16 protein-coding genes and 1 pseudogene are annotated in these 24,058 nt (G+C 65.4%); 8 read left to right on the top strand and 9 right to left on the bottom strand.

The window, feature by feature from the left end:
* Positions 1 to 121 precede the first annotated feature (121 nt).
* Both waaC and LJ656_RS34860 read left to right on the top strand, forming a co-directional pair.
* The gene (gene waaC, locus LJ656_RS03660) at positions 122 to 1,132 is read left to right on the top strand and encodes a lipopolysaccharide heptosyltransferase I (protein WP_230507929.1); all 1,011 of its coding nucleotides are present in this window, start codon (positions 122 to 124) and stop codon (positions 1,130 to 1,132) included.
* Between the two features lie 596 nt (positions 1,133 to 1,728).
* Positions 1,729 to 1,860 (top strand): hypothetical protein, encoded by a 132-nt coding sequence (locus LJ656_RS34860; protein ID WP_256701762.1) that lies wholly within the window; start codon positions 1,729 to 1,731, stop codon positions 1,858 to 1,860.
* 47 nt (positions 1,861 to 1,907) lie between these two features.
* On the opposite strand, the gene LJ656_RS03655 is transcribed toward LJ656_RS34860, so the two are convergent.
* The 6 genes from LJ656_RS03655 to ppc form a co-directional block, all read right to left on the bottom strand.
* Positions 1,908 to 2,087: a hypothetical protein gene (locus LJ656_RS03655; protein ID WP_230507928.1), complete on the bottom strand. Its 180-nt coding sequence runs from the start codon at positions 2,085 to 2,087 to the stop codon at positions 1,908 to 1,910.
* A 113-nt stretch (positions 2,088 to 2,200) separates the two neighbouring features.
* Positions 2,201 to 3,508 carry an MFS transporter gene (locus LJ656_RS03650; protein ID WP_230507927.1) on the bottom strand — a complete coding sequence of 436 codons (1,308 nt, stop codon included), beginning with the start codon at positions 3,506 to 3,508 and terminating at the stop codon, positions 2,201 to 2,203.
* A 365-nt stretch (positions 3,509 to 3,873) separates the two neighbouring features.
* Entirely contained in the window at positions 3,874 to 4,335 is a 462-nt protein-coding gene (locus LJ656_RS03645; RefSeq protein ID WP_230507926.1) for a TonB family protein, read from the bottom strand.
* Positions 4,336 to 4,609: 274 nt separating this feature from the next.
* A complete protein-coding gene (gene argH / locus LJ656_RS03640; RefSeq protein WP_230507925.1) occupies positions 4,610 to 6,016 on the bottom strand; it encodes an argininosuccinate lyase in 1,407 nt (468 codons plus the stop codon).
* 150 nt (positions 6,017 to 6,166) lie between these two features.
* Positions 6,167 to 6,979, bottom strand: coding sequence for a helix-turn-helix transcriptional regulator (locus LJ656_RS03635; RefSeq protein ID WP_230507924.1), 813 nt, complete (start codon positions 6,977 to 6,979; stop codon positions 6,167 to 6,169).
* Positions 6,980 to 7,199: 220 nt separating this feature from the next.
* Complete coding sequence (ppc, locus tag LJ656_RS03630; RefSeq protein WP_230507923.1) at positions 7,200 to 10,493, bottom strand: phosphoenolpyruvate carboxylase; 3,294 nt, start codon at positions 10,491 to 10,493, stop codon at positions 7,200 to 7,202.
* 469 nt (positions 10,494 to 10,962) lie between these two features.
* Between ppc and hemC the strand changes: the two genes are divergently transcribed.
* The 6 genes from hemC to LJ656_RS03600 all read left to right on the top strand — a co-directional run bounded on the left by hemC (position 10,963) and on the right by LJ656_RS03600 (position 21,199).
* Entirely contained in the window at positions 10,963 to 12,000 is a 1,038-nt protein-coding gene (hemC, locus tag LJ656_RS03625) for a hydroxymethylbilane synthase (protein WP_230507922.1), read from the top strand.
* Entirely contained in the window at positions 12,000 to 14,006 is a 2,007-nt protein-coding gene (gene hemDX, locus LJ656_RS03620; protein ID WP_230507921.1) for a fused uroporphyrinogen-III synthase HemD/membrane protein HemX, read from the top strand. Before hemC ends, hemDX begins: the two co-directional genes overlap by 1 nt.
* A 2-nt stretch (positions 14,007 to 14,008) precedes the next feature.
* Positions 14,009 to 15,199, top strand: coding sequence for a heme biosynthesis protein HemY (locus LJ656_RS03615; RefSeq protein WP_230507920.1), 1,191 nt, complete (start codon positions 14,009 to 14,011; stop codon positions 15,197 to 15,199).
* Between the two features lie 330 nt (positions 15,200 to 15,529).
* On the top strand, positions 15,530 to 16,483 hold the full coding sequence (locus tag LJ656_RS03610; RefSeq protein WP_230507919.1) for a polyphosphate kinase 2 family protein: 954 nt from the start codon (positions 15,530 to 15,532) through the stop codon (positions 16,481 to 16,483).
* Positions 16,470 to 19,238, top strand: a complete 2,769-nt coding sequence (locus LJ656_RS03605; protein WP_230507918.1) for an HAD-IC family P-type ATPase — start codon at positions 16,470 to 16,472, stop codon at positions 19,236 to 19,238. The genes LJ656_RS03610 and LJ656_RS03605 overlap by 14 nt, the downstream gene beginning before the upstream one ends.
* Before the next feature lie 224 nt (positions 19,239 to 19,462).
* The gene (locus LJ656_RS03600; protein ID WP_230507917.1) at positions 19,463 to 21,199 is read left to right on the top strand and encodes a SulP family inorganic anion transporter; all 1,737 of its coding nucleotides are present in this window, start codon (positions 19,463 to 19,465) and stop codon (positions 21,197 to 21,199) included.
* A gap of 47 nt (positions 21,200 to 21,246) precedes the next feature.
* Here the strand turns inward: LJ656_RS03600 and LJ656_RS03595 are convergent, their stop codons facing one another.
* The 3 genes and pseudogenes from LJ656_RS03595 to LJ656_RS03585 form a co-directional block, all read right to left on the bottom strand.
* Positions 21,247 to 21,981: a hypothetical protein gene (locus LJ656_RS03595; protein ID WP_230507916.1), complete on the bottom strand. Its 735-nt coding sequence runs from the start codon at positions 21,979 to 21,981 to the stop codon at positions 21,247 to 21,249.
* An 86-nt stretch (positions 21,982 to 22,067) separates the two neighbouring features.
* Entirely contained in the window at positions 22,068 to 22,664 is a 597-nt protein-coding gene (locus LJ656_RS03590; protein WP_230507915.1) for a hypothetical protein, read from the bottom strand.
* A gap of 1 nt (position 22,665) precedes the next feature.
* Positions 22,666 to 24,058: pseudogene (locus LJ656_RS03585) on the bottom strand (type VI secretion system Vgr family protein); the annotation flags it as partial.

Below are 24,058 nucleotides of genomic sequence, written 5' to 3'. Positions count from 1 at the left end.
GCCGAACGATCCCTTGTAACGAGCCGTTATGGACACGGGGTTCCAGCAAATGCCGGGTTCAGCGGAACAGCGCCGACTCGTCGGCTAGAATGATCTGAACTTCGAACAACGAACAATCTCGATGAAGCGCATTCTGATCGTCAAGGTCACTTCACTCGGCGACATCGTGCAGGCATTGCCGGTCGTTGCCGACATCAAGCGGGCGTTTCCCGGCGTGCAGGTCGATTGGGCGGCTGACGAAGCGTTCGCGGAACTCGTGCACTGGAGCCAGGGCGTCGATCGCGTCCTGTGCGCGCCGCTGCGCCGCTTCAAGAAAACGCGCCGCTGGAGCGACCTGAAAGCCATCTGGGCGTCCATCGCCGAACTGCGCGCGTATCGTTACGACTACATCATCGACATTCACGGCGTCTACAAGAGCGCGATCATCGCGTTCCTCGCGCGCTCGCGCCGGCGCATCGGCTATCAGTCGCAGGATCTCGGCGAGCGTGGCGCCGCGTTTGCCTACACCGGCCGCTTCGGCCCGCGTCCGCAGTGCGATGCATGGCACGGCATGCGCATCAGCGCGAGCGAGGCGCTCGGCTATCAGGTCGACGGTGCGCCGGTCTACAACCTGCGCGTGCCGGAACCCGTCGTTCGGCCCTTGCCGGACGAAGCCGCGCCTGTCGCGGCGTTTTTTCACGCGACGTCGAAGGACGACAAGAAGTGGCCGCTCGGCCATTGGAGCGCGCTCGGCCGCGAATTGGCCGAACGCGGTTTTCGCGTGGTGCTGCCGTGGGGCTCGGACGGCGAGCGCGAGGCCGCCGGACAGATCGCCGCCGAGGTGCCGGGCGCGACCGTGCTGCCGCGCATGAGCGTGACCGAAGTCGCGCAGATGATCGACGCGTGCGAGCTGGTCGTCGGTACCGATACGGGTTTCGTGCACCTCGCCCACGCGTTGCACAAGCCCACCGTGATGATCTTCGTCGCGACGTCGCCGGCGCATTGCGGCGTCCATGCGCCGTATCGGTCGATCTCGATCGGCGATGGCCAGTCGGTGCCGCCGCTCAGCGCGGCGCTCGAAGCGATCGACCATGTGTACGCGAATGCCCCGGCGCTGCCACTACAGCAGCGCTCGGCCGCCGCCGCGGCCTGACACGGCTGCATTTGCACGTTCGCGCAATCGTTTGCCACAAAGAAAAGAGGCGTGCCGCGCAGTGCCGCCCTTGCGGGCGGCGCATGCGTGGCCGCGCCTCGAAAAACGCCCGCGTCGGGGAACGTCGGGCGAAGAGAAATCGCGCACGGACCGCGAATAAAGCGCGATTGAATCGCGGATGGATCGCGGCTCAATCGCCGCTAGCTCGATTACACGGCTGTTAAATCTGTCGCTTTTCGTTGACCTCTTAAGCGGCCGTTACCGGCAGCGCGGCGCGCCTGTGCACGCGGGTCGCCACAGCTTCGGCAAGCACTGCGCGCGTGCGCCGCCACTTCAAAAGAGCGCCGATGCGCGGCCAGCCGGGCATGCATCGCGACAGCATGTTCAACGCAGTATAGGCGGTGTTTGTGCGCGCTGCCGGCGCGCTGCGCCGGCGCCTCCCGCGTCCACCGGAAACGCCGCGCCGCGCGCGCCGCTCCTGTAACACAGCGGTGATCTTCCTTTACAAATGGCAACGCTCGCGCCGCCGCGCATCGGTTCCAATCGGGTCATTCGGGGATTTCGGCTCGAATCAATCTGACTCGATGGAGAACAACATGAAACGCTTGATCCTGACTCTGATCGCCGGTACGGTCCTCGCCTCGGCACTCGGCGGCTGTGTGGTCGCGCCGGCGCCGGGCTATTACTACGGCGGCGGCCCGTACTATCACCACGGCTACTACCGTTGAGCATGACGCAAGCGGCGGCCTGAGCCATCCGGTTCAGGCCGCAGTCGCTAGGCCACTAGCATTTCGAACGCGACGACCGCGGCAATCGCCGCGACGTTCGCGACCAGCGCATCGACGACGATGCCTCTCCACGTGGCGGGACGGAACAGCACTGCGAGCAGTAGAGCGCCGAGCAGGGCCAGCGCGATGATCACGACGATGTCCGCGTTATGCAGATGGACGTTCATGCGAATCTCCCTGGTTTTTATGGGGTTATGTCAGGGAGTATAGGCAGGCAAAACGCACGCGCAAGGCGGGGGATTCACCCAGGCCGGGCCGGGTCGAATCCCGCCGCAGCCGATCATTTCATCAGGCTTTCATCGCGCGTTTCGCGCATGCACAGTACGCCGATCAGACTGACCGCGGCCGCCGTCGACACATACGCGCCGACCCACGGCAGCCCGCCGTGCGCGGCCAGCACCGACGCGATATACGGCGCCACCGACGCGCCGAGAATGCCGCCGAGGTTGTACGCGACACCGGCGCCGGTATAGCGCACGTTGGTCGGGAACAGCTCCGGCAGCAGCGCGCCCATCGGCGCGAAGGTCACGCCCATCAGGAACAGCTGGATCACGAGGAACAGCAGCACCAGCAGCGGCTCGCCGCTGCCGAGCAGCGGCGCCATCGTGAAGCCCGACAGGATCGCCGCGATGATGCCGACGATCAGCACCGGCTTGCGGCCGAAGCGGTCGCTCGCACGAGCCGACAGCGGCGTCGCGATCGCCATGAACACGACCGCGATGCACAGCAGGCCGAGGAAGGTCTGACGCGGGATGTGCAGCATGCTGACGCCGTACGACAGCGAGAAGGTGGTCGCGTTGTAGAACAGCGTGTAGCAGACCACCATCGACAGCGCGCCGAGCACGGTCGGCACCCAGTGTTGCGAGAACAGCGTCGCGATCGGCACCCGCACGCGTTCCTTGCGTTCGATCGCGGCCTGGAACGCCGGCGTTTCGGCGATTTTCAGACGCACGTAGAGGCCCAGCGCGACCAGCACCGCGCTGACGAGGAACGGCACGCGCCAGCCCCAGCTGCGGAACTGCTCGTCCGACAGCGACAGCGAGAGCGCGAAGAACAGGCCATTGGACGCGAGAAAGCCGATCGACGGGCCGAGCTGCGGGAACATGCCGAACCAGCCGCGTTTGCCGGCCGGCGCGTTTTCGGTCGCGAGCAAGGCCGCGCCGCCCCATTCGCCGCCGAGACCGATGCCCTGGCCGAAGCGCAGCACGCACAGCAGGATCGGCGCGAGGCTGCCGATCGAGTCGTAGCCGGGCACGAAGCCGATCAGCGTGGTGGACACGCCCATCACCAGCAGCGATGCGACCAGCGTCGATTTACGGCCGATGCGGTCGCCAAAATGGCCGAACAGGAACGAGCCGATCGGCCGCGCGACGAACGCGATGCCGAACGTGACGAACGCCGACAATGCTTGCGCGGTGGCCGAGCCGTGGGGAAAAAATACCGGTCCGATCACGAGCGCGGCGGCGGTCGCGTAGACGTAGAAATCGTAGAACTCGATCGCGGTGCCGATGAAGCTCGCGAAGATGATCCGCGCGTTGCTGTTGCGCCCGCTAGCGGGCTGTGCCGCGGAAATCGGCGATGTGGACATGCAGGGTCTCCAATTGTCGTGAGGCCGCGGGGGCTGAGCCGCGCTGGTGTCGTCGCGGCGATGCGCGAGCGAGCCAGGCGGCGCGCATGAGGGCGGCGTCCTCTTTCAGTGTCGAGGCGGCGCCGCTCGCGGATGGCGCCGCGGCACTGCACTCGGCCCGGGCGCCGCGCCGGCGGGTACGCGGGCGGCGTGAGCGATGCCGGAGGGCTCCGGCGCAGGGAATCGGAAAATTATAGCGAGCGCGCTTGTTGTGCAGCAATGGCGGCGTGGGTGGGGCTTTAATGAGTGCGCTTGTTAGCGCGCTCATCAGTGCACGCTTTAGCGCACTCCTTGGCGCGCCGCATCGCTTCACGCGCCGCTCGCGCTCACTCGAAGTTTTCCGCCTGCGGCGACGCGAGTTCGCGCAACTGGAATTTGCCGTTGTCGTTGAACAGCCAGTCCTCGAACAGTTCGAGTTGACCGCGGCCGTTCAGCAGTTTGCCGGGCGGCGTCGGCAGCGGCGACGAGCGGCGCAGCGTCGCGAGCGCGGTGGCCTCGGCTTCGTCGTCGCCGTTGGTGCGATACACGGCCGACTGCACGATGTGACCATTGCGGTCCACCGTGAACGACACCACCACCAGCGAGCGCAGCATCGCCTGCGGCTTGCCTTGCAGCACATACGACGGATTGCGTTCGACGATGCGGCGCGCGACCGCGTCGCGGTATTCGTCGAGCGTCGCGCTGTTGATCGCGGCGACCGGCGTGCTGACCGTTTGCGGGTGGGGCAGCGTGATCGTGCAGCCGGCCACCGTCGCGACGGCGAGCGCGATGATAAGCACGCGCGCCATGCTCGCTAAGCGCACTGAATTCGCGGGTGCTGCGGTGGCGATGCATGAGCTTGCGCGGTGGAGCAGAGAAGGAGTGCGGTGGAGCATCGTCGGAGAACAGCGCGGAAGGAGGGTAATTTGATGGTAGTCAAAAACCGCCAGGATTCAATTGGCGTTCGCCCGCCTGTACCGGCGAAAAAAAAGCGAACCGCCAACCGGTTCGCTTTTCCTGTGCGCCGTGACGCGCACTACTCACGAGCCGCAAGCTTGCACTCGCAGCCCGCCGTCATAAACATCACTGCAACGCCGCGCGCGCCGCCTTCACCGCGGCCAGCACCTGCTGCGGCGCGGTGCCGCCCGGATGATTGCGGCTCGCGACCGAGCCTTCGAGCGTCAGATACGAGAACACGTCTTCACCGATCAGCTGCGCGACGTTCGGCAGTTCCGCGCGCATTTCGTCGAGCGTCAGGTCGGCGAGATCGCAGCCGCGATCCGCGCACACGCGCACCGCGAGCGCGACCGCTTCGTGCGCGTCGCGGAACGGCAGGCCGCGCTTGACCAGGTAGTCGGCCAGATCGGTCGCGGTCGAGAAGCCTTGCAACGCGGCCTCGCGCATCGCCTGCGGCTTGACCGTGATGCCGGCGACCATTTCCGCGAAGATGCGCAGCGTGTCGGCGACCGTATCGACGGTGTCGAACAGCGGCTCCTTGTCTTCCTGGTTGTCCTTGTTGTACGCGAGCGGCTGGCCCTTCATCAGCGTGAGCAGCGCCATCAGATGGCCGTTCACGCGGCCGGTCTTGCCGCGCGCGAGTTCGGGCACGTCCGGGTTCTTCTTCTGCGGCATGATCGACGAACCGGTGCAGAAGCGGTCGGCCAGATCGATGAAGCCGACGCGCGGGCTCATCCACAGCACCAGTTCTTCGGAGAAGCGCGACACGTGCGTCATCACGAGTGCCGACGCGGCCGTGAATTCGATCGCGAAGTCGCGATCCGAAACCGCGTCCAGCGAGTTCGCGCAGATGCCGTCGAAGCCGAGCGTTTTGGCGACCGCGTGACGGTCGATCGGATAGCTGGTGCCGGCGAGCGCCGCCGCGCCGAGCGGCAGACGGTTCACGCGCTTGCGGCAGTCGAGCATGCGTTCGGCGTCGCGCGAGAACATCTCGACGTACGCGAGCAGGTGATGGCCGAAGGTAACCGGCTGCGCGACCTGCAGGTGCGTGAAGCCCGGCATGATGGTCGACGCGTTCTGTTCGGCGATTTCGAGCAGCGCGACGCGCAGATCCTTCAGCAGGCCGCCGATGCGATCGATCTCGCCGCGCAGCCACAGACGGATGTCGGTCGCGACCTGGTCGTTGCGCGAGCGGCCGGTATGCAGGCGCTTGCCGGCGTCGCCGATCAGCGCGGTCAGGCGCGCTTCGATGTTCAGGTGAACGTCTTCGAGATCGAGCTGCCACTCGAATTCGCCGCGCTCGATTTCACCCTTGATCTGCGCCATCCCGCGCTGGATCGCGGCGAGGTCGTCGGCGGAGATGATCTTCTGCGCGGCCAGCATCGAGGCGTGCGCGAGCGACCCTTCGATGTCGACGAACGCCAGACGCTTGTCGAAGAAAACCGACGACGTGTAGCGTTTGACGAGCTCCGACATCGGCTCCGAGAAGCGAGCCGACCAGGCTTCGCCTTTTTTGTGCAGTTGGGACGTCATGGTGTTGGGCGGTAAAAACGAGCGGTGAGGAGGCCGGCGACGCGAACGCACATGCAGTGCGCAAAGGCGTCGCCGCGGCGAAGAAAGAGAGGGATTTTAACACCGGGCGGGGGCGTTCCAGACGCCAGCGGGGCGCTCCGGCGGGCGCGCTTATTCGCGCACCAGCACGACCAGTTTCAGGTCCTCGCGATGCGCGGGCTTGAAGGTGATCTGGTCGTAGACGACGCGCCCGTCGCGCGGATGATCGAACTCGCGCCGGCCGCCCTCGCGCTCGCCGACGTCCTGCGACGCCCAGAAACGCGCGAACTCGTCGCTCGCGGTGCTCAGCGAGTCGATCAGCGCGCGCGTCGGCGCGTCGTTCAGATGGCGAATCGAGTCGGCGCGAAACTCGGCGGCCAGCCGCCGCGCGCGGGTTTCCCAATCGACGATCAAGCTTCGCGCGGCCGGCTCGGTGAACGTATAGCGCAGCAGGTTGCGATCGTGCGCGCCGTCGAGCCAGCCGACGAACAGATCGGCCGCGCGCTCGTTCCACGCGAGCGCGTTCCACTGCCGGTCGAGCACGTAGGCCGGCGTGCTGACCAGTTGCACGGTTTCGAGCAGGGTGGCGGGGGCATCGGCGGCGCCCGGGTCGGGCTCGGCCGGATCGCGCTGCGCGGCCAGTTCGAACAGATACGCGCGCTCGGCGCGCGAGAGCTGCAACGCGACGGCGATTCGCGCGAGCGCATCGGCCGAGGCCGACACCGGCCGGCCCTGTTCGATCCACGTGTACCAGGTCGGGCTCACGCCGCACAGCTGCGCGACTTCCTCGCGCCGCAGCCCGGGCGTGCGGCGGCGCGGCCCCGGCGGCAGACCGACCGCCTGCGGCGACAGCCGCTCGCGATGGGCGCGGATGAAGTCGCCGAGCGCGCGGGCCGGGGTGGCGTCGAGCGGCGGCGGGTGGTCGGCGGAAGGCGGGGTGGTCATGCTGGCGGGCGCGGCGAGGGGTAATGGAGATACCAGAATAATTGCTTGATTAATACTGGTACATGAGCGGGCTCTATTGTAGCGGCAGGCGTCGCGCGATGCGTTGCGGCTCGCCCGTGGGGCCGTGCGCCGAAGCCGGCGCGCAATACAAAAAAACCGGGCGCGGCCCTGGTAGGCCACGCCCGGCTGTCGTGCTGCCGCTGCGGTCTTTCACTCAACGTCAACCGGTATTGCGCAACCCCGCCGCGATCCCGTTGATGCTCAAATGAATCCCGCGCCGCACGCGCTCATTCGTATCGCCCGCGCGATAGCGCTTGAGCAGTTCGACCTGCAGGTGATTGAGCGGGTCGAGATACGGGAAGCGGTTCTTGATCGAACGCGCGAGCAGCGGATTTTCCGCGAGCCGCTCGTTCTTGCCGGTGATCTCCGACAACACCTTCGAGGTGCGCTCCCATTCCGCGACGATCCGCTCGAACACGTGCTTGCGCAGCTTCTTGTCGGTGACGAGCGCCGCGTAGCGCGAGGCGACCGCGAGGTCGGTCTTCGCCAGCACCATGTCCATGTTCGACAGCAGGTTCGCAAAGAACGGCCAGCTCTTGTGCATCTTCTTGAGCGCCGCGAGCCGGCGGCTGCGCTCGGCCTCCGACGGCGCGCTGTCCAGATGCTCGGCGACCGCGCTGCCGAAGCCGTACCAGCCGGTCAGGAGCAGCCGGCATTGACCCCACGAGAAGCCCCACGGAATCGCGCGCAGATCTTCGATCTTGCGCTGCTTCGGATCCTGCAGCTTGCGCGACGCGGGGCGGCTGCCGATGTTCAGCTCGGCGATCTCGGCGATCGGCGTCGACTCGAAAAAGTACTCCTTGAAGCCGGGCGTCTCGTAGACCAGCGCGCGATACGACGCCATCGCCGCATCGGAGAGCTGCTGCATCGTTTCCTCGAACTGCGGCAGCTCGGCTGGCAGGTGGCTGTTCGGCAGCAGCGACGCTTCGAGCGTCGCGGCGACGACCGTCTCCAGATTGCGCCGGCCGATCTGCGGATTGGCGAACTTGCTGGCGATCACTTCGCCCTGTTCGGTCAAGCGGATCTGACCGTCGACGGTGCCCGGCGGCTGCGACAGGATCGCCTGATAGGTCGGGCCGCCGCCGCGCCCGACGGTGCCCCCGCGCCCATGGAACAGGCGCAGCGTGATGCCGCGTTCGTTGAACAGCGACACCAGCGCGAGTTCCGCGCGATACAGCTCCCAATTCGAAGTCAGGAAGCCGCCATCCTTGTTGCTGTCGGAGTAGCCGAGCATCACTTCCTGCTCGTTGCCCTGGTGTTCGATCAACGCGCCGGCGCCGGGCAGCGCGATCAGATCGCGCATGATGTGCGGTGCGTTGCGCAGATCGGGGATCGTCTCGAACAGCGGAATCACCATCAGGCCCGCGTGCGCCGGATCGTCGGGGTCGCCCAGGCGCCCGCGCAGCAGGCCGGTTTCCTTTTGCAGCAGCATCACTTCGACCAGATCGCTGACGGTCTCCGTGTGCGAAATGATGTAGTTGCGCACCGCGCGCGCGCCGAATTTTTCGCGCGTCACGCGCGCCTCTTCGAGCACGCCGAGCTCGCTTTTCACGAGGTCCGAGTAGTCCGCGTACGGGATCCGCAGCGACCGCGGCTGCGCGAGCTCACGCAGCAGCACGGTCAGCTTGTCGGCTTCGGAGAGCGCCGCGTAATCGGCCTCGACGCCGGCGCGCTTCATCAGCTCGGCGATCACCGCTTCGTGAATGTCGGAGCTCTGACGCAGATCGATGCTGGCCAGATGGAAGCCGAACACTTCGGCCGCGCGCGCGAGCGGCGCGAGGCGCGGGGCGGCGAGCGGCGCGCCGTGATGCTCGGCGAGCGAGTCCATCAGCACGTGCAGGTCGCGCACGAAGTCGGCCGAGTCGTCGTACGGAATGGCCCGGATCGGGCCGGCGCCGCGGCCCGCGCTGCGCAGCGGCACGGCGCCTTCGCCCAGGCGCACCCGCGCGCTCGCGGCGAGCCGCGTGTACATGCCGATCAGCGCGCGGCGGTACGGCTCGTCGGTGCGGAGCGGCGACTGGTCGGGCGAGATCGCCGCGAGCTCTTTCAGTGCGTCGCTCGCGCCGGCCAGCAGGTTCGACACCGACAGTTCGGCGCCGAGCTTGTGCACCTGTTCCAGATAGTGCTCGAAGATCACCGCGGCCTGGCGGGTGATCGCGTTTTCGAGCGTTTCGGCGGTCACGTTCGGATTGCCGTCGCGGTCGCCGCCGATCCAGCTGCCCATCTGGAAGAACGGCGGCAGACGCGCTTCGAGACCGTGCTCTTTGAGCGCCTCTTCGATGTCCGCGTAGAGTGCCGGCAGTTCTTCGAGGAAGGTGCTGCGGTAGTACGACAGCGCGTTTTCGATTTCATCGGCGACGGTCAGGCGCGCGTCGCGCAGCATCCGCGTCTGCCACAGCGAGGTGACGCGCGCGCGCAGCATCGCTTCGTTGTGCGAGCGCTCGCGCTGGGTGAGCGGCTGGTCGCGCTCGGCGAGCAGCCGCGCGATGTCGTGCTGCGCGTCGAGAATGCTCTTGCGCTGCACTTCGGTCGGGTGCGCGGTCAGCACCGGCATGATCAGCGCGTCGTTGAAGAACTGCTGCAACACCGGGGTCGCAGCCGCGCCTGCGGCCGCGAGCCGTTCGAGCGCGTGGGCGATCGTGCCGGGCTGCGACGCCGAGCCGGCCAGCGCGTGAATCCGGTGACGGCGATTGCGGTGACGGTCCTCTGCGATATTCGCGAGGTGCGAGAAGTAGCTGAACGCGCGCACCACGCTGACCGTCTGCTCGGGCGTCAGCGAGCGCAGCTTCTTGTCGAGCGTCTGCGCGGCGGCGCTGTCGTCCTCGCGACGGAAGCGCACCGCGCTCTGACGGATCGTCTCGACCACGTCGAACACCGCGTCGCCTTCCTGCTCGCGCAGCACGTCGCCGAGCAGGCGGCCCAGATAGCGGATGTCCTGGAACAGCGGGTGGTCCTTGTTCTCGCGGGTGCGGGCGGGGGGCGTTGCCGCTGCCGCTTCGGCGGTAGCCGGCACGGTCTCGACGGCGTTTTGCGGCACCGCTTTCAGCTTCGCCTTTTTCGCGACGCGCGGCGGCGCGGCCTCGCCGGCGAGCGCGTGGATCTGCGCTTGCGTTGTCGCGGACGCGGCCTTCGCCGGCTTGCGCGCTTTTACTGTGCCAGCCTCGGCGTCGGCCCCGGGGCTAGACGCTGGCGCGGCCTTGCCGGCTTTGGCGGTTTTCTTCGGCTTGTCCGCCTTGACCGGTACCGAGGTCTGCGCGGCCTTCGTGGCCTTGGCGGCGAGCGCGCGCTGGCCGGTGCGGGTGGTCGCGCGCTCGGCGGCCGGCGGTGTGCCGGGAGCGGCGGCGGTGCCGGCGGCAGCGTCGGCGTGGGCGGCGGATGCCGCGGCGTCAGCCGGGCGAGCGGTGGGCGAAGCAGTGTTGCGGCGCGCGGCGCGCGCCGATCCGGAAGACGTCACGATGGGTTTCCTCAAGGAAGCCTGTTGATTGATGAACTGCGACTGCGGAACTGCAACCAGCAAACTGCAACGTGAACTGCATGCAACGGGACTGCGAAGGGACTGCCGGCGCGGCGAGACGAAAGCAATCCGCAAGGATAACGATCGAAGCAGCGTGCGCCGCGTGCGTGCAAGCGGCCGCGCGATGCCGCGAAACCGATAGAGGAGAAGGGAGCGGGTGAGGCCGTCGGCCCACACCGAATGCGTTGAGTGTGCCGCACTGCATCATCGCGCAAACCGCCGCGCGGTGCGCGAACGACCGTACGTGGCAAGCCGTGACCGGGGGCCTTCGCCCGTGACGCGAAGCCCGTCTCCTCCGTCGATACCGCTTGAGCACGGCACCTTTGCATAGCCCGGCAATACAAGGGCGCAAGCAAACGCGCGTGCTAACATTGATTGTTATTCCATCCCGAATTCAAGCAGCAAGCCAATGAATACCGAGACGTTTTCCGCGCCACCCCACACGCTGGTCATTGCGTCGCGAGAGAGCCGCCTTGCCATGTGGCAGGCCGAACATGTGCGATGTGCGCTGCACAAATTATATCCATCTTGTGACGTAAAAATCCTCGGAATGACGACACGGGGGGATCAGATTCTGGACCGCACGCTATCGAAGGTCGGCGGCAAGGGTCTGTTCGTGAAAGAACTCGAAGCCGCGCTCGCCGATGGCCGCGCGCATCTCGCGGTGCACTCGTTGAAAGACGTGCCGATGGAACTGCCGGAAGGCTTCGCGCTGTCGACCATCATGGAACGCGAGGACCCGCGCGACGCGCTGGTCTCCAATCAGTACGAGTCGCTCGCCGCGTTGCCGGCCGGCGCGGTGGTCGGCACTTCTAGTCTGCGCCGCGAAGCGATGCTGCGGATGCGTTATCCGCATCTCGAAGTGCGGCCGTTGCGCGGCAATCTCGATACCCGGCTCGGCAAGCTCGATCGCGGCGACTACGCGGCGATCATTCTTGCCGCCGCCGGTCTGAAGCGGCTCGGTCTGGCCGAGCGGATCCGCGCGCTGCTCGATCCCGAGGACAGCTTGCCGGCCGCGGGGCAGGGCGCGCTGGGCATCGAGATTCGCGCCGATCGCGCGGACGTCGCCGCGTGGCTCGCGCCGCTGCATCACCCGCACACGGCGGCGGCGGTCGAAGCCGAGCGGATGGTCTCGCGGGCGCTCGGCGGCAGTTGCGAAGTGCCGCTGGGCGCGCACGCAACGTGGCACGACGGCGCGCTGCATCTGCGCGGCATCGTCGCGACGCCGGACGGGCAGCGCGTGCTGAGCGCGCAGGCGTCGTCGCCGGCGCCGAACGTCGAGCGCGCGCTGGCGCTCGGCAAGGAGGTCGCCGACGCGTTGGTGCAGCAGGGTGCGCTCGAGATCGTGCGCGCGCTCAGCACCGCGAGCGGTCCCGCCGCTGGCTCGGCCGGCGCGGCAGCCGGCGCGGCAACCCAGCCCGCGCCCGGCGCGGCGACCGGCGAGTGATGAGCGCCGCCACGCCTGACCGGGCGCCCTTCACGGTCGTGATCACACGGCCGGCGGGTCAGTCGAGCGAGTTGGTCGAACAGCTCGAAGCGGCCGGCCTCGCAACCCTCGACTTCCCGCTGATCGACATCGCCCCGGTGGCCGACGACGCGCCGTTGTGCGACGCGCTCGCGTCGCTCGAACGCTATGCGCTGGTCGTGTTCGTGTCGCCGAACGCGGTCGATCACGCGTTTGCCCGCCACGCCGCGATCTGGCCGCATGCGCTGCCGATCGGCGTGGTCGGTCCCGGCAGCGTGCGCGCGCTCGCGCGCCACGGGATCGCGCAGCCCGAGCACCGCGTGATCAGCCCGGCCGCCGGCGCCGACGACGAATCCACCAGCTTCGACTCCGAGAGCCTGTACACGGCGCTGGAGGCCGCGTTCGGCGAGACCGGCTTCGAAGGCAAGCGCGTGCTGATCGTGCGCGGCGACGGCGGCCGCGAATGGCTCGCCGAGCGGTTGCGCGAAGCGGGCGCGCAGGTCGACACGGTCGCCGCGTACCGGCGGATCGTGCCGGAGCCGTCGATCGGCGCATGGGCGCGCGTGCACGAACTGCTCGCCGGCGCGCCGCACGCGTGGCTTCTGACCAGCTCCGAAGGCGTGCGCAACCTTCACGAACTCGCGCACGAACACCTGACCGCCGACGAGATCGCGCAACTAAAACACGCGCCGCTCGTCACGCCGCACCCGCGAATCGCGCAGACCGCGCGGGCATTGGGTTTTGATAGGATTACGGTGTCCGGCGCGGGCGACGAGCGGATCGTGCGCGCCGTCGTCGAACTCGTTGCCGCCGTGCCGACCGTCGTACCACCGGTATCGTCCAACCCGGCTCATTCACCGGCTAAATCACGCATGACTGAAACGAACGCCTCCACGAACGCCTCACCCCAGCCGTCCGCAACCGCACCGTTGCCGCCGAATCAACCCTTCACGCCGTTCGAAGCGCAAAAGCGCACAAGCGCGAGCGGACCGCTGCTGTGGCTGGCCATCGTGGTGCTTGCGTGCGCGGCGGGCGTGGGCGGCTATGCGCTGAACCGCAAGGTGGTGCGTACCGAGCAGCAGCTCACGCAGCTTCAGCAGGCCAACGACACCCAGGCCAACGAGTTGCGCATCAAGATGGAACAGGCGCTCGCGACCGTGCATCAGTCGGACTCGCAGGTCGCGCAGCTCGAAGGCAAGCTCGCCGATGCGCAGGCCGCGCAGCAGGCGCTGCAACAGCAGTACGCGGATCTCGCGCGCAATCGCGAAGACTGGACCCTCGCCGAGGTCGGCCAGATGCTGTCGGCGGCGAGCCAGCAGTTGCAGCTGACCGGCAACACTCAACTCGCGCTGTTCGCGCTGCAAAGCGCCGACACGCGTCTGGCCGCATCGGACAGCCCGCAGGCGGTCGCGGTGCGCAAGGCGATCGCGCAGGACATCGACAAACTGAAGGCCGCGCCGTCGACCGACCTGACCGGCCTCGCGATCAAGCTCGACAACGCGATCGACCACGTCGACAGCCTGCCGCTGTCCGGCGAAGCGCCGATCCCGCACGCCACCCCGCACGCGGCTTCGTGGGCCGACACCGCGAAGGTCGCCGCCGCGACCGGCAAGCCGCGCTGGGAAGTGTGGTTCGACGAAGTCACGCACGGCATCGGCGAGCAGTTGAAGAGCCTCGTGCAGGTGCGCCGGATCGATAACGCCGACGCGATGCTGACCACGCCCGATCAAGGCTACTTCGTGCGGCAGAACCTGAAGCTGCGTCTGCTGTCCGCGCGCCTCGCGCTGCTCTCGCGCAACCAGAGCACGCTGAAGTCCGATCTGCAGGCCGCCCAGGCATCGCTGACGCGTTACTTCGACGCGTCGTCGAAAGACACGCAGACGGTCATCGATCTGGTGAAGCAGGTGGACGCCGGCTCGGCCGCGGTCGCATTGCCGACCCTCGACACGAGCCTGCAGGCCGTCAATCAATACCGGAACCGGGGTTAATCATGGCGATCCGGGGACTTCTTTGGCTCGCGGCGCTGTTCGCCATCGCGGTGCTGCTCGCGGTCGGCGGCCGCTTCGACGCCGGCCAGATCATGCTGATCTATCCGCCGTACCGCGTCGACATGTCGTTGAATCTGTTCATCGTCGGGCTCGTCGTGCTGTTCATCGTGCTGTATGCGCTGCTGCGGATCATCCGCAATATCTGGCGCATGCCGCAGCGGGTCGCCGCGTATCGCGCGCGCCAGCGCGTCGCGAAGGCGCATGCGGCGCTGCGCGACGCGATCGGCAACCTGTATGCAGGGCGTTTCTCGCGCGCTGAAAAAGCCGCGAAGAATGCGCTCGCGAACCGCGACAACAAGGGCGCGGCCGGCTTGATCGCGGCCACCGCCGCGCATCGGATGCATGAATACGGGCGGCGCGACGAATGGCTCGCGCAGATCGACGACGCCGACTGGCAGGACGCGCGCCTGATGGCCACCGCCGACATGCGCGCGGACGGCCGCGACGCCGACGGCGCGCTGAACGCGCTGACCGAAATGCAATCGCAGGGCGCGCGCCGGATTCACGCGCAGCAGATCACGCTGCGCGCGCAGCAGCAGTTGAAGAACTGGAGCGAAGTGCTGAAGCTCGTGAAGACGCTGGAAAAGCGCGAAGCGATTCACCCGGCGGTCGCGGTGCGGCTGCGTCAGCAGGCGGCGGAAAATCTGCTGCGCGACCGGCGTCACAACGCCGACGCGCTGCTCGAACTGTGGAGCTCGCTGTCCGCTTCCGAGCGTCATTCGCCGCGTCTGGCCGATGTCGCCGCCGAGCTGCTGGTCGCGCTGAACCGGCCGCAGGAAGCGCGCAAGATCGTCGAGGAAGCGCTTGCGCAGAACTGGGATGCGCGTCTGCTGCGGCGCTATCCGGACACCGCTGCCGGCGACGCGCTGCCGCTGATCCAGAAGGCCGAGGCATGGCAGAAGGACCGGCCGGAAGACGCCGACCTGATGTTCGCGCTGGGCCGCCTGTGTCTGCATCAGCAGTTGTGGGGCAAGGCGCAGTCGTTCCTCGAACGCGCGTTGAAGCTGGCCGACAACGAGACGCTGAAGATTCGCTCGCACCGCGCGCTGGCCCGTCTGCATGAGCAACTGGGCGATACCGACAAGGCTAGCCAGCACTATCGGGAAAGCGCGTTGTCGATGAACGTGACGTGATGATGGCTTTCAGTCGGTAATGCGTCTGAAGGCGACGCGCGGTTGTGAAGCCGCCATCGATCGCTAGCAATCTCCAGAGAATGGCCGCAGCCGATGCTGCGGCCATTTTTTTTCGCGCTTATTCTTTGTTCCGACGGCAACGCCTCGCGACCGCCGACCCCGCGAAATATCCATCGCGTGGACACAAGCGTGATCTATTATCAAAAGTTGTGAGCAATACGACTGCGGTTGCGATGCTGCCCGACCGGTCCCAGTTCCGCAATGCTTCAACGGCCCGGATGGCAATCCGCGAATCGCGCGATCGAGTGCAGATGGCGTGGAGGAAGGGCGATGGTTCGCACAGAAATCCTGGACGCGCTGCGTCCGTATACGGAGCCGTTTCGCGTCACTCGAGGCAATGATTTCTTCCTGAAGGATTTCGATCCCGGCGATACGCTGGGACTCAAGATGCATAAGCAGGAGGCAGTGCAACTGCTGCAACGCGGCTCGAAATGGCTCGCGATGGAGCAGGAAATTCTCTACGCGCAGGATTCGTGGTCCGTGCTGCTGGTGTTTCAGGCGATGGACGCGGCCGGCAAGGACGGCACGATCAAGCACGTGATGTCGCGTGTCAATCCGCAGGGCTGCGAGGTCGTGTCGTTCAAGCAGCCGTCGGCCGAAGATCTCGCCCACGACTTCCTGTGGCGCTATCACGCGAGGGTGCCGCGGCGCGGGAAGATCGGAATCTTCAATCGTTCGTACTACGAGGAAGTGCTGGTCGTCCGCGTGCACTGGCATCTGCTCGACGCGCAGAAGCTGCCGCCCTCGAATCCCGGCAGCGATCTCTGGCAGGAGCGGCTCGCCGACATCGCGCGCTTCGAGGACTATCTGACCCGTCAGGGCGTGGTCATCCTGAAGTTCTATCTGAACCTGTCGCGCGGCGAGCAGAAGAGGCGCTTCATGGAGCGGCTCGACAAGCCCGACAAGCAGTGGAAGTTTTCCGCCGCCGACATTCGCGAGCGTCGTTATTGGGACGACTACATGCACGCGTACGAAGACGCGATTCGCGCGACCGCCAGCGAGGCGGCGCCGTGGTTCGTCGTGCCCGCCGACGATAAGCCGTTCACGCGCCTGATCGTCGCGGCGGCGATCGTCGAGGCGGTCGAAAAGCTCGACCTCGAATATCCGCGGGCGACGCAACAGCAGCTCGACGATCTGGCCGCGGCGCGCGATGAGCTCAATGCCGAAGAAGGGCAACCGCAACCGCAACACTGCAACCGGAGAGACGAGGATGAGCGCAGTTGAGAAGACAGCTTCTGCAACCGACGCGACGCCGTGGCATGCGTTACCGGCGAGCGAGATCGAGCGGCAGTTCGACGTCGATCCCGCGCAGGGTCTGGCCGCGACCGAGGCGAGCGCGCGGCTGGACAAGTACGGGCCGAACCGCTTGCCGCAAGGCAAGAAGAAAGGACCGGTTGCGCGATTCCTCGCACAACTGAACAACATTCTGATCTACGTGCTGCTGGTGGCCGGCTTCGTCAAATTGATGCTCGGCCTGTGGCTCGACGGCTCGGTGATTCTGGCCGTCGTGATCCTCAACTCGCTGCTCGGCTTCCTGCAGGAAGGCCGCGCCGAGAAAGCGCTCGATTCGATCCGCAACATGCTGTCGGCCGAAGCACGCGTGCTGCGCGGCGGCGCGGTCCGGCTGGTGCCCGCCGAGGAACTCGTGCCCGGCGACATCGTGCTGCTCGAATCGGGCGACCGGATTCCGGCCGACCTGCGGCTGGTCGAAGCGAAGAATCTGCGTACCGAGGAAGCGGCGCTCACCGGCGAATCGGTGCCGGCCGAAAAAATCACCGCGCCGGTTGCCGCGAAGGCGACGGTCGGCGACCGCGAGAACATCGGGTTCTGCGGGACGATGGTGCTGTCGGGCCGGGCGAGCGGCATCGTCGTTGCGACCGGCAGTCAGACCGAACTGGGCCGCATCAACCAGATGCTCGCTGAAGTCAGCGTGCTGGAGACGCCGCTGCTGCGTCAGATCAAGAAGTTCGGCTACGTGATCACGATCGCGATCGCCTGCGTCAGCGTGCTGCTGTTCTCGTGGGGCCACTGGCTCGGCCACATGACTTTCGTTCAGTTGTTCCAGGCGATTGTCGGGATCGCGGTGTCGGTGATTCCGGAGGGCTTGCCGGCCCTGATCACGATCACGCTCGCGATCGGCGTGCAGCGGATGGCCCAGCGCAACGCGATCATCCGGCGGCTGCCCGCGGTCGAAACCTTGGGCGCGGTGTCGCGCATCTGCTCGGACAAGACCGGCACGCTGACGTTGATGGAGATGATGGTGACGTCGGTCGTGACCGCCGAACGCGGCTACGACGTGACCGGCGACGGCTACGCGTACGAGGGCGAAGTCAGGGCCGACGGCAAGCCGCTCGGCAGCGCGCCCGAAGTGCTGAAGCTGATGGGCCGCGTATCGCTGCTGTGCAACGACGCCGAGCTGTTCGAGCAGGACGGCGCGTGGAAAGTGGAGGGGGACCCAACTGAAGGCGCGCTCTATCCGTTCGCGGTCAAACTCGGGATGGACCGCGCGGCGGAAGCCGGCGCCGCGCCGCGCATCGATGCGATTCCGTTCGAGTCCGAGCACAAGTTCATGGCGACGCTCAATCGCTCGGCCGAGGGCGAGATGCTGCTGGTGAAGGGTGCGCCGGAAGTGATCCTCGACCACTGCGACCGGCAGCAGAGCGCGCAAGGTCCGGTGCCGCTCGATCGCGACTATTTCGCGCGGGAAGGGGACCGGCTCGCCGCGCAAGGCGAGCGCGTGCTGGGGCTCGCGTGGCTGCCGGACCCGGGCTTGCCGGTGGGCGGCCTCGGACCGCAGGACCTGCCGCGCCATCTGGTGCTGCTCGGCCTCGTCGGGCTGATGGACCCGCCGCGCAAGGAGGCGATCGACGCGGTGCGCGAATGCCACGGCGGCGGCATTCGCGTGACGATGATCACCGGCGATCACAAGATCACCGCGGCGGCGATCGCGCGGATGCTCGGCATCGGCGACGGCAAGACGGCGGTGGCCGGCACCGAGATCGAAGCGATGAACGATGCGCAGTTGCAGGAATGCGTGCGCGACGTCGACGTGTTCGCGCGCGCGAGTCCCGAGCACAAGCTGCGCCTCGTCAAGGCGATCCAGGCGAACCGTCAGGTGGTCGCGATGACCGGCGACGGCGTCAACGATGCGCCCGCGCTGAAGAAGGCCGACATCGGCGTCGCAATGGGCATTAAGGGCACCGAAGTGACCAAGGAAGCGGCCGGCATGATTCTCGCCGACGACAACTTCGCGTCGATCTCGGCGGCGGTGAAGGAGGGGCGCACGGTCTACAACAACATCGAAAAAGCGATGCTGTTCATGCTGCCGACCAATATCGCGCAGGGCGCGGTGATCGCGGTGGCGATCCTGTTCGCGTTCACGCTGCCGATCACCGCGCCGCAGATTCTGTGGGTCAACATGATCACCTCGGTCGCGCTCGGCCTGACCGTTTCGTTCGAGCCGCACGAGGCCGACGTGATGCGCCGGCCGCCGCGCTCGGTCGACCGGCCGATCGTCACGCGCTTCGGCATCTGGCGGATTCTGTTCGTCGGCGCGGCGCTGGTGGTCTATACGCTGGCGACATTCTTCTGGATGAAGGGGCAGGGCGCGTCGGATCCGATGGCGCGCACGGCGGCCGTCAACGCGATCACGCTTGGTCAGGTGTTCTATCTATTGAATATCCGTTATCTGATCGACTCGTCGCTGTCGGTGCGCGCGCATTTGGGCAATCGCTACCTGTGGTACGGGATCGCCGGGGTCGTGGTGCTGCAACTGCTGTTCACCTATGCGTTGCCGTTCAACCTGATCTTCGATACGCAGGGGTTGCCGGCGTCGGCGTGGTTGTGGCTGATCGGGGGCGGCATCGTGTTTTTCCTCGTGGTGGAACTCGAGAAGCTGGTGATTCGCTGTATCCCGGCGTTGAAGGGGGCGGTGACGTCGCAGGACACGGTGGTCATGCACAACGAAGCGGTGCGTTGACGCGCGGCGCACGGCGCGGCCGCTTCGACGACGAAGCCCGTCCCGATAGCTGGGAGCTGTTCACCGGCCGGCACCGCAATGCGGTGTAGGGCGCGATGGCGCTGGCGGTCGCGGGGGCAATTGCGTGGTTGTGCGATCGTAAGCGTTCCTGATGGACTATGCTGTCCATGACAGCGCCGTTACACATTGCGTGTCGCGGTGTGCTCGACCATAAATATCGACAAATGCACGCGCACAGTCCGCTTCCTCGCGATCCCCAGACCGCGCCCGGCGCACGCCGCTGGCTGCGGTGGTTGCCGGGCGTGACCGCCTTCAGGGAATACCAGCTCGCATGGCTGCCGAGCGACCTGACCGCCGGCATCGTTCTGACGACGATGCTGGTGCCGGTCGGGATTGCGTATGCGACCGCCTCCGGCGTGCCGGGGGTGTACGGTCTGTACGCGACGATCGTGCCGCTGCTCGCTTATGCGTTGTTCGGCCCGAGCCGGATTCTGGTACTCGGTCCCGACTCCGCGCTGGCGGCGCCGATTCTCGCCGTCGTCGTGCAGGTCGCCGCGGGCGACCCGGCCCGCGCGATTGCGGTGGCCAGCATGATGGCGATCGTCTCCGGTCTGTTCTGCATCGTGATGGGCTTGCTGAAACTGGGCTTCATCACCGAATTGCTGTCGAAGCCGATTCGCTACGGCTACATGAACGGCATCGCGCTCGCGGTGCTGATCAGCCAGTTGCCGAAGCTGTTTGCGATCTCGGTGGACGAGCGGGGACCGCTGCGCGACATCGTGAGCCTCGCGCAGGCGATCGGCGAAGGCAAGGCAAACTGGTACAGCTTCGCGGTAGGCGCGGGAAGTCTTGTGTTGATTCTGATTCTGAAACGCTTCGAGAAAATCCCGGGCATTCTGATCGCGGTGATTCTGGCGACGCTGTGCGTGACCGTGTTTCATCTGGACAGCGTCGGCGTGAAGGTGCTGGGCAAGATTCCGCAGGGCCTGCCGACCTTCGCAATACCTTGGGCCAGCGACGCCGATCTGCTCAAGATCGTGCTCGGCGGCTGCGCGGTCGCGCTGATCTCGTTCGCGGATACCAGCGTGCTGTCGCGCACGTTCGCCGCGCGTTTTCGAACCCGGGTCGATCCGAATCAGGAGATGGTCGGGCTCGGCGCGGCCAATCTCGCGGCAGGGCTGTTTCACGGCTTTCCGATCAGCAGCAGTTCGTCGCGCACGCCGGTCGCCGAGGCGGCCGGCGCGAAGACCCAATTGACCGGCGTGGTCGGCGCGATTGCGGTTGCGCTACTGCTGATGGTCGCGCCGAATCTGTTGCGGTATCTGCCCAATAGCGCGCTGGCGGCGGTGGTGATTGCGGCGGCTATCGGCCTTTTCGAAATCAACGATCTGAAGCGGATTTACCGGATTCAGCAATGGGAGTTCTGGCTGTCGATTGCCTGTTTTGCCGGGGTCGCCGTTTTCGGCGCGATTCCGGGGATTTGCTTCGCGGTGGTGATCGCGGTGATCGAATTTCTGTGGGACGGCTGGCGGCCGCATTACGCGGTGCTGGGTCGCGTCGAGGGTTTGCGCGGCTATCACGACATCCAGCGTTATCCGCAAGCGGAACGGATTCCGGGGCTCGTGCTGTTTCGCTGGGATGCGCCGCTGTTCTTCGCGAATGCCGAGCAGTTTCAGGAGCGCTTATGCGAAGCGGTCGCCGCTGCGCCGGGGCCGGTGCGGCGCGTGGTGGTGGCGGCGGAACCCGTGACGAGCGTGGATGTGACTTCCGCCGATATGCTGCGCGAGCTGACCCGCACGCTCGGTGAGCAGGGGATTGCGCTGCATTTCGCCGAGATGAAGGATCCGGTTCGGGATAAGCTCCGGCGCTTCGAGTTGACCGATTTGCTCGAGGACCGGTGCTTTCATCCTACTGTGAGTAGTGCGGTGGATGCGTTTGTGGGTGGGGAGGGGGACCGGTGATGTTGCCCATTTGCGAGATTCGGTTTGGCTGCTCATGCGGCCCGCGGTTAGCGGCGTATCGAGGTTGATTGCGAATAGTCGCGGCTGAGGATAACGTCCATTAAAACAGGCGTCTTCCGTGCATTCTCCTTCGTGGCGTGAGGGTTGGGGTCGCCGAACGCGAGTTCGACATCCACGGGGAATTTGCTGGTGGGTTGGCTCGAAGCACGATAACGATAGCCATGCAGAAGAACCTGTGGTGGCGTCGTTCCCAAATCATTACCAGGCTGGCGATTGCCGCTGCTGTCTATCCAATATCCGCGGGCCAGCGGATACAGGTCCTCCAGCGTAGAGCGGCTGATTCCCGCCATGAGGGGACTAAACCGGATGGTGAATACGGTTGGAACCAACTTCACCGTTGTGTGGTTGGATTTGCAATCGCTCGGATCGCCTTCCATCAATAGCGTGATTTGCGTGGCGGGAAAACTCGGATTCTCGAAAGCATACTCGCGGCCTACCGGGCCAACCGCCGGGTTCGTGGCGAAGTGGCGGCCGAATATGACGTGGGCGGGATCGAACGGCTGGTTTTCCCGTAGGATCGCCATTGCGGTCGTCAGTATTCCGAGTGCCGTCTCACGCTGTGAATCCGTAACTGTCTGGCTCATCTTGGTTCCTTGCTCCGACGGCTCTAAGGGCGTCGACATACTGGGCTGTGCATGTGCGGGGATTGCGATCAAAAGGATCGTCAGGATCTTTCCAGTAAGCTTGGACCACTTCCGCGTAAGCGTCGGCGTCTTCTTCATGGAGTTGGTTCCGGTAGCCGGTTTCGAATCTCCGGGGCTCTCGACTGGAGCTTCACCGGGTCGCCTGCCGTGCAAGACGGGCTCTCTCAGCGGTGTCTCTGCGCTTTTTCGGAATAGTCGCGAGTCAGAAAAGCGCCCATGAAGACAGGTGCTTTTTGCATGTCTTTTTCTGAAGACTGCGGATTCGGATCCCCAAAAGACAATTCGACGTCCACGGGAAAGCGGCTCGTCGGCAAATTCGACGCGCGGTAGCGGTAGCGATGCAGCAAAACCCGAGGCGGCACCACTCCCATATAGTTGCCGTACCGTCGGTTGCCCTCTGCGTCGATCCAGTATCCGACGTCAAGGGGAAACATCTGTTCCAGGGCCGAGCGCGTAATTCCCGCCATTAGAGGAGTGAACCGGATTGTGATGGATGTCGGAACCTGCTTGACGTTCCTGCGATCGCTCGCAGGATCATCTGGGTCAGCACCTACCGTCACGGTGATTTGAGTCCGAGGAAAAGCCTTGTTTTCGAAGGAATACTCCGTGCCTACCGAACCCCAAACAGGAACCGAGGCAAAGTTGTCGCCGAATATGGTGTGTGCGGGATCGAATGGTTCATCGTCCCGCAGGATGGTCATTGCGGTCGTCAGTATGCTGAGCGCCATGTTGCGCTGAATCTCAGTAACCGATTTGCTCACGTCAATTCCTTGCTCCGACGGCTCTAACGGCGTCGGCATACTGGGCTGTGCATGTGCCGGGATTGCGAACCAGAGGATCGTCAGGATTTTTCCAGTAAGCCTGAACCACTTCCGCGCAAGCGTAGGCGTCTTCTTCATGGAGTTGGCTCCGGTAGCCGGTTTCGAATTGGGCCATTTTCCTTGCAACTTCCGGAGTTACTTTCAGAAGATCGCATACCTTCTTAAGGGCAACCGGGATATCTCGCTTGACATACTCCCACCCCGGCTTGTCCTGCACGTACGAAATGAGCCAGTAGTAGTGAAATACAAGCATCGTATGCAGTCCGATATGGACGCGCTGATCATTTGGTAGCGATGTGTTTCCAGCCGTCGCTAGAGCACTTTTGAGTGTCGACGAGGAATAGACGTCTCTTATAGCCGTTAGATCCAGGTAGTCGTCGGGAAAGTGCTTGAGGATAGAAAGCATCCAGAAATACTGCTGACAGTGGCGGCACTCGTGATACAGCGTGTCGGCAAACGCTCTGAGTCGATCATCCAGGAAACTCTGTCGGTGTCGGGCCTCGATGATGCGCGCTATCTCGCTTTCGTTTATGGCGATTAGCCAGTCCTCTGCGATAAATGCGGCGCTGACGTCTTGTCGGAGGTTGTACCGTATTGCCCAATCGGGACTGACGATCTCAATTCTGGGTATAACACCGGCACCTTTTGACGATTCAGAAGACTCCTGTCGCAATCCAAAGGGCCCAGAGCCGAGCGCGTCCCCTAATTTCCCGATCACAGCGCTTTGAATCATGCTTCTCAATTTCGGCGTCAACGGCCATACCATTCCGGCCCAATCGATTGCCTTGAGGGCGGATTTTATCGCGGCTGTATAGGCCTTTGTTACTGGGTACTCGACGTCCCGTCGCATCGACATGCCGGCCGGCGCATCACCCTGTCTGGCGCCGTTGACGAAGTGATGGAATCGCAGCCCGAAATTCATCGGATCGCATGAAACGAATTCGGGCGGTTTGTCTTCGGTTGTCGCGCCCTGACTCGGAGTGGTCACGGCTTTCGCTGCGACCTGGACACTACGCTTCTCGGCGTTGGGTATCGCGCCCGCAAATGGCTGGTCTGCTTCTCTGATCACCACACCTTTACTCATCGCGATGACCTTGTCCGGCTCGCTCGCAGCGAGCAGTTCGATCGTCGCGAATGTTGGCGTGTTGCTCGTGACCAGGCGGGTTTCTCCGAGCGTGTTCGTCACGCCGTGAACTACCCGGCCATCGTCGAGCGTGATCCGGTACGGCTGGTTCGTTAATGCGAAGCCGCTATCGTGTTCGATCAGCACGTAATGCGCGGCCAGCCTGCCAGGCTTTTCCCGCGTGACCGGCATGCTGACGGGCCACGGTGCC

It is taken from the genome of Paraburkholderia sejongensis (genome assembly GCF_020880815.1).
Lineage (GTDB): Bacteria > Pseudomonadota > Gammaproteobacteria > Burkholderiales > Burkholderiaceae > Paraburkholderia > Paraburkholderia sejongensis.
Note: the sequence above shows the minus strand (reverse complement) of the source record. Positions and strands in the feature narration are given on the sequence as shown.

Excerpts from the sequence above, each read along its gene's own strand:
- waaC (WP_230507929.1), top strand. The coding sequence starts at position 122 with ATGAAGCGCATTCTGATCGTCAAGGTCACTTCACTCGGCGACATCGTG.
- LJ656_RS34860 (WP_256701762.1), top strand. The coding sequence starts at position 1,729 with ATGAAACGCTTGATCCTGACTCTGATCGCCGGTACGGTCCTCGCCTCG.
- LJ656_RS03655 (WP_230507928.1), bottom strand. The coding sequence starts at position 2,087 with ATGAACGTCCATCTGCATAACGCGGACATCGTCGTGATCATCGCGCTG.
- LJ656_RS03650 (WP_230507927.1), bottom strand. The coding sequence starts at position 3,508 with ATGTCCACATCGCCGATTTCCGCGGCACAGCCCGCTAGCGGGCGCAAC.
- LJ656_RS03645 (WP_230507926.1), bottom strand. The coding sequence starts at position 4,335 with ATGGCGCGCGTGCTTATCATCGCGCTCGCCGTCGCGACGGTGGCCGGC.
- argH (WP_230507925.1), bottom strand. The coding sequence starts at position 6,016 with ATGACGTCCCAACTGCACAAAAAAGGCGAAGCCTGGTCGGCTCGCTTC.
- LJ656_RS03635 (WP_230507924.1), bottom strand. The coding sequence starts at position 6,979 with ATGACCACCCCGCCTTCCGCCGACCACCCGCCGCCGCTCGACGCCACC.
- hemC (WP_230507922.1), top strand. The coding sequence starts at position 10,963 with ATGAATACCGAGACGTTTTCCGCGCCACCCCACACGCTGGTCATTGCG.
- hemDX (WP_230507921.1), top strand. The coding sequence starts at position 12,000 with ATGAGCGCCGCCACGCCTGACCGGGCGCCCTTCACGGTCGTGATCACA.
- LJ656_RS03615 (WP_230507920.1), top strand. The coding sequence starts at position 14,009 with ATGGCGATCCGGGGACTTCTTTGGCTCGCGGCGCTGTTCGCCATCGCG.
- LJ656_RS03610 (WP_230507919.1), top strand. The coding sequence starts at position 15,530 with ATGGTTCGCACAGAAATCCTGGACGCGCTGCGTCCGTATACGGAGCCG.
- LJ656_RS03605 (WP_230507918.1), top strand. The coding sequence starts at position 16,470 with ATGAGCGCAGTTGAGAAGACAGCTTCTGCAACCGACGCGACGCCGTGG.
- LJ656_RS03600 (WP_230507917.1), top strand. The coding sequence starts at position 19,463 with ATGCACGCGCACAGTCCGCTTCCTCGCGATCCCCAGACCGCGCCCGGC.
- LJ656_RS03595 (WP_230507916.1), bottom strand. The coding sequence starts at position 21,981 with ATGAAGAAGACGCCGACGCTTACGCGGAAGTGGTCCAAGCTTACTGGA.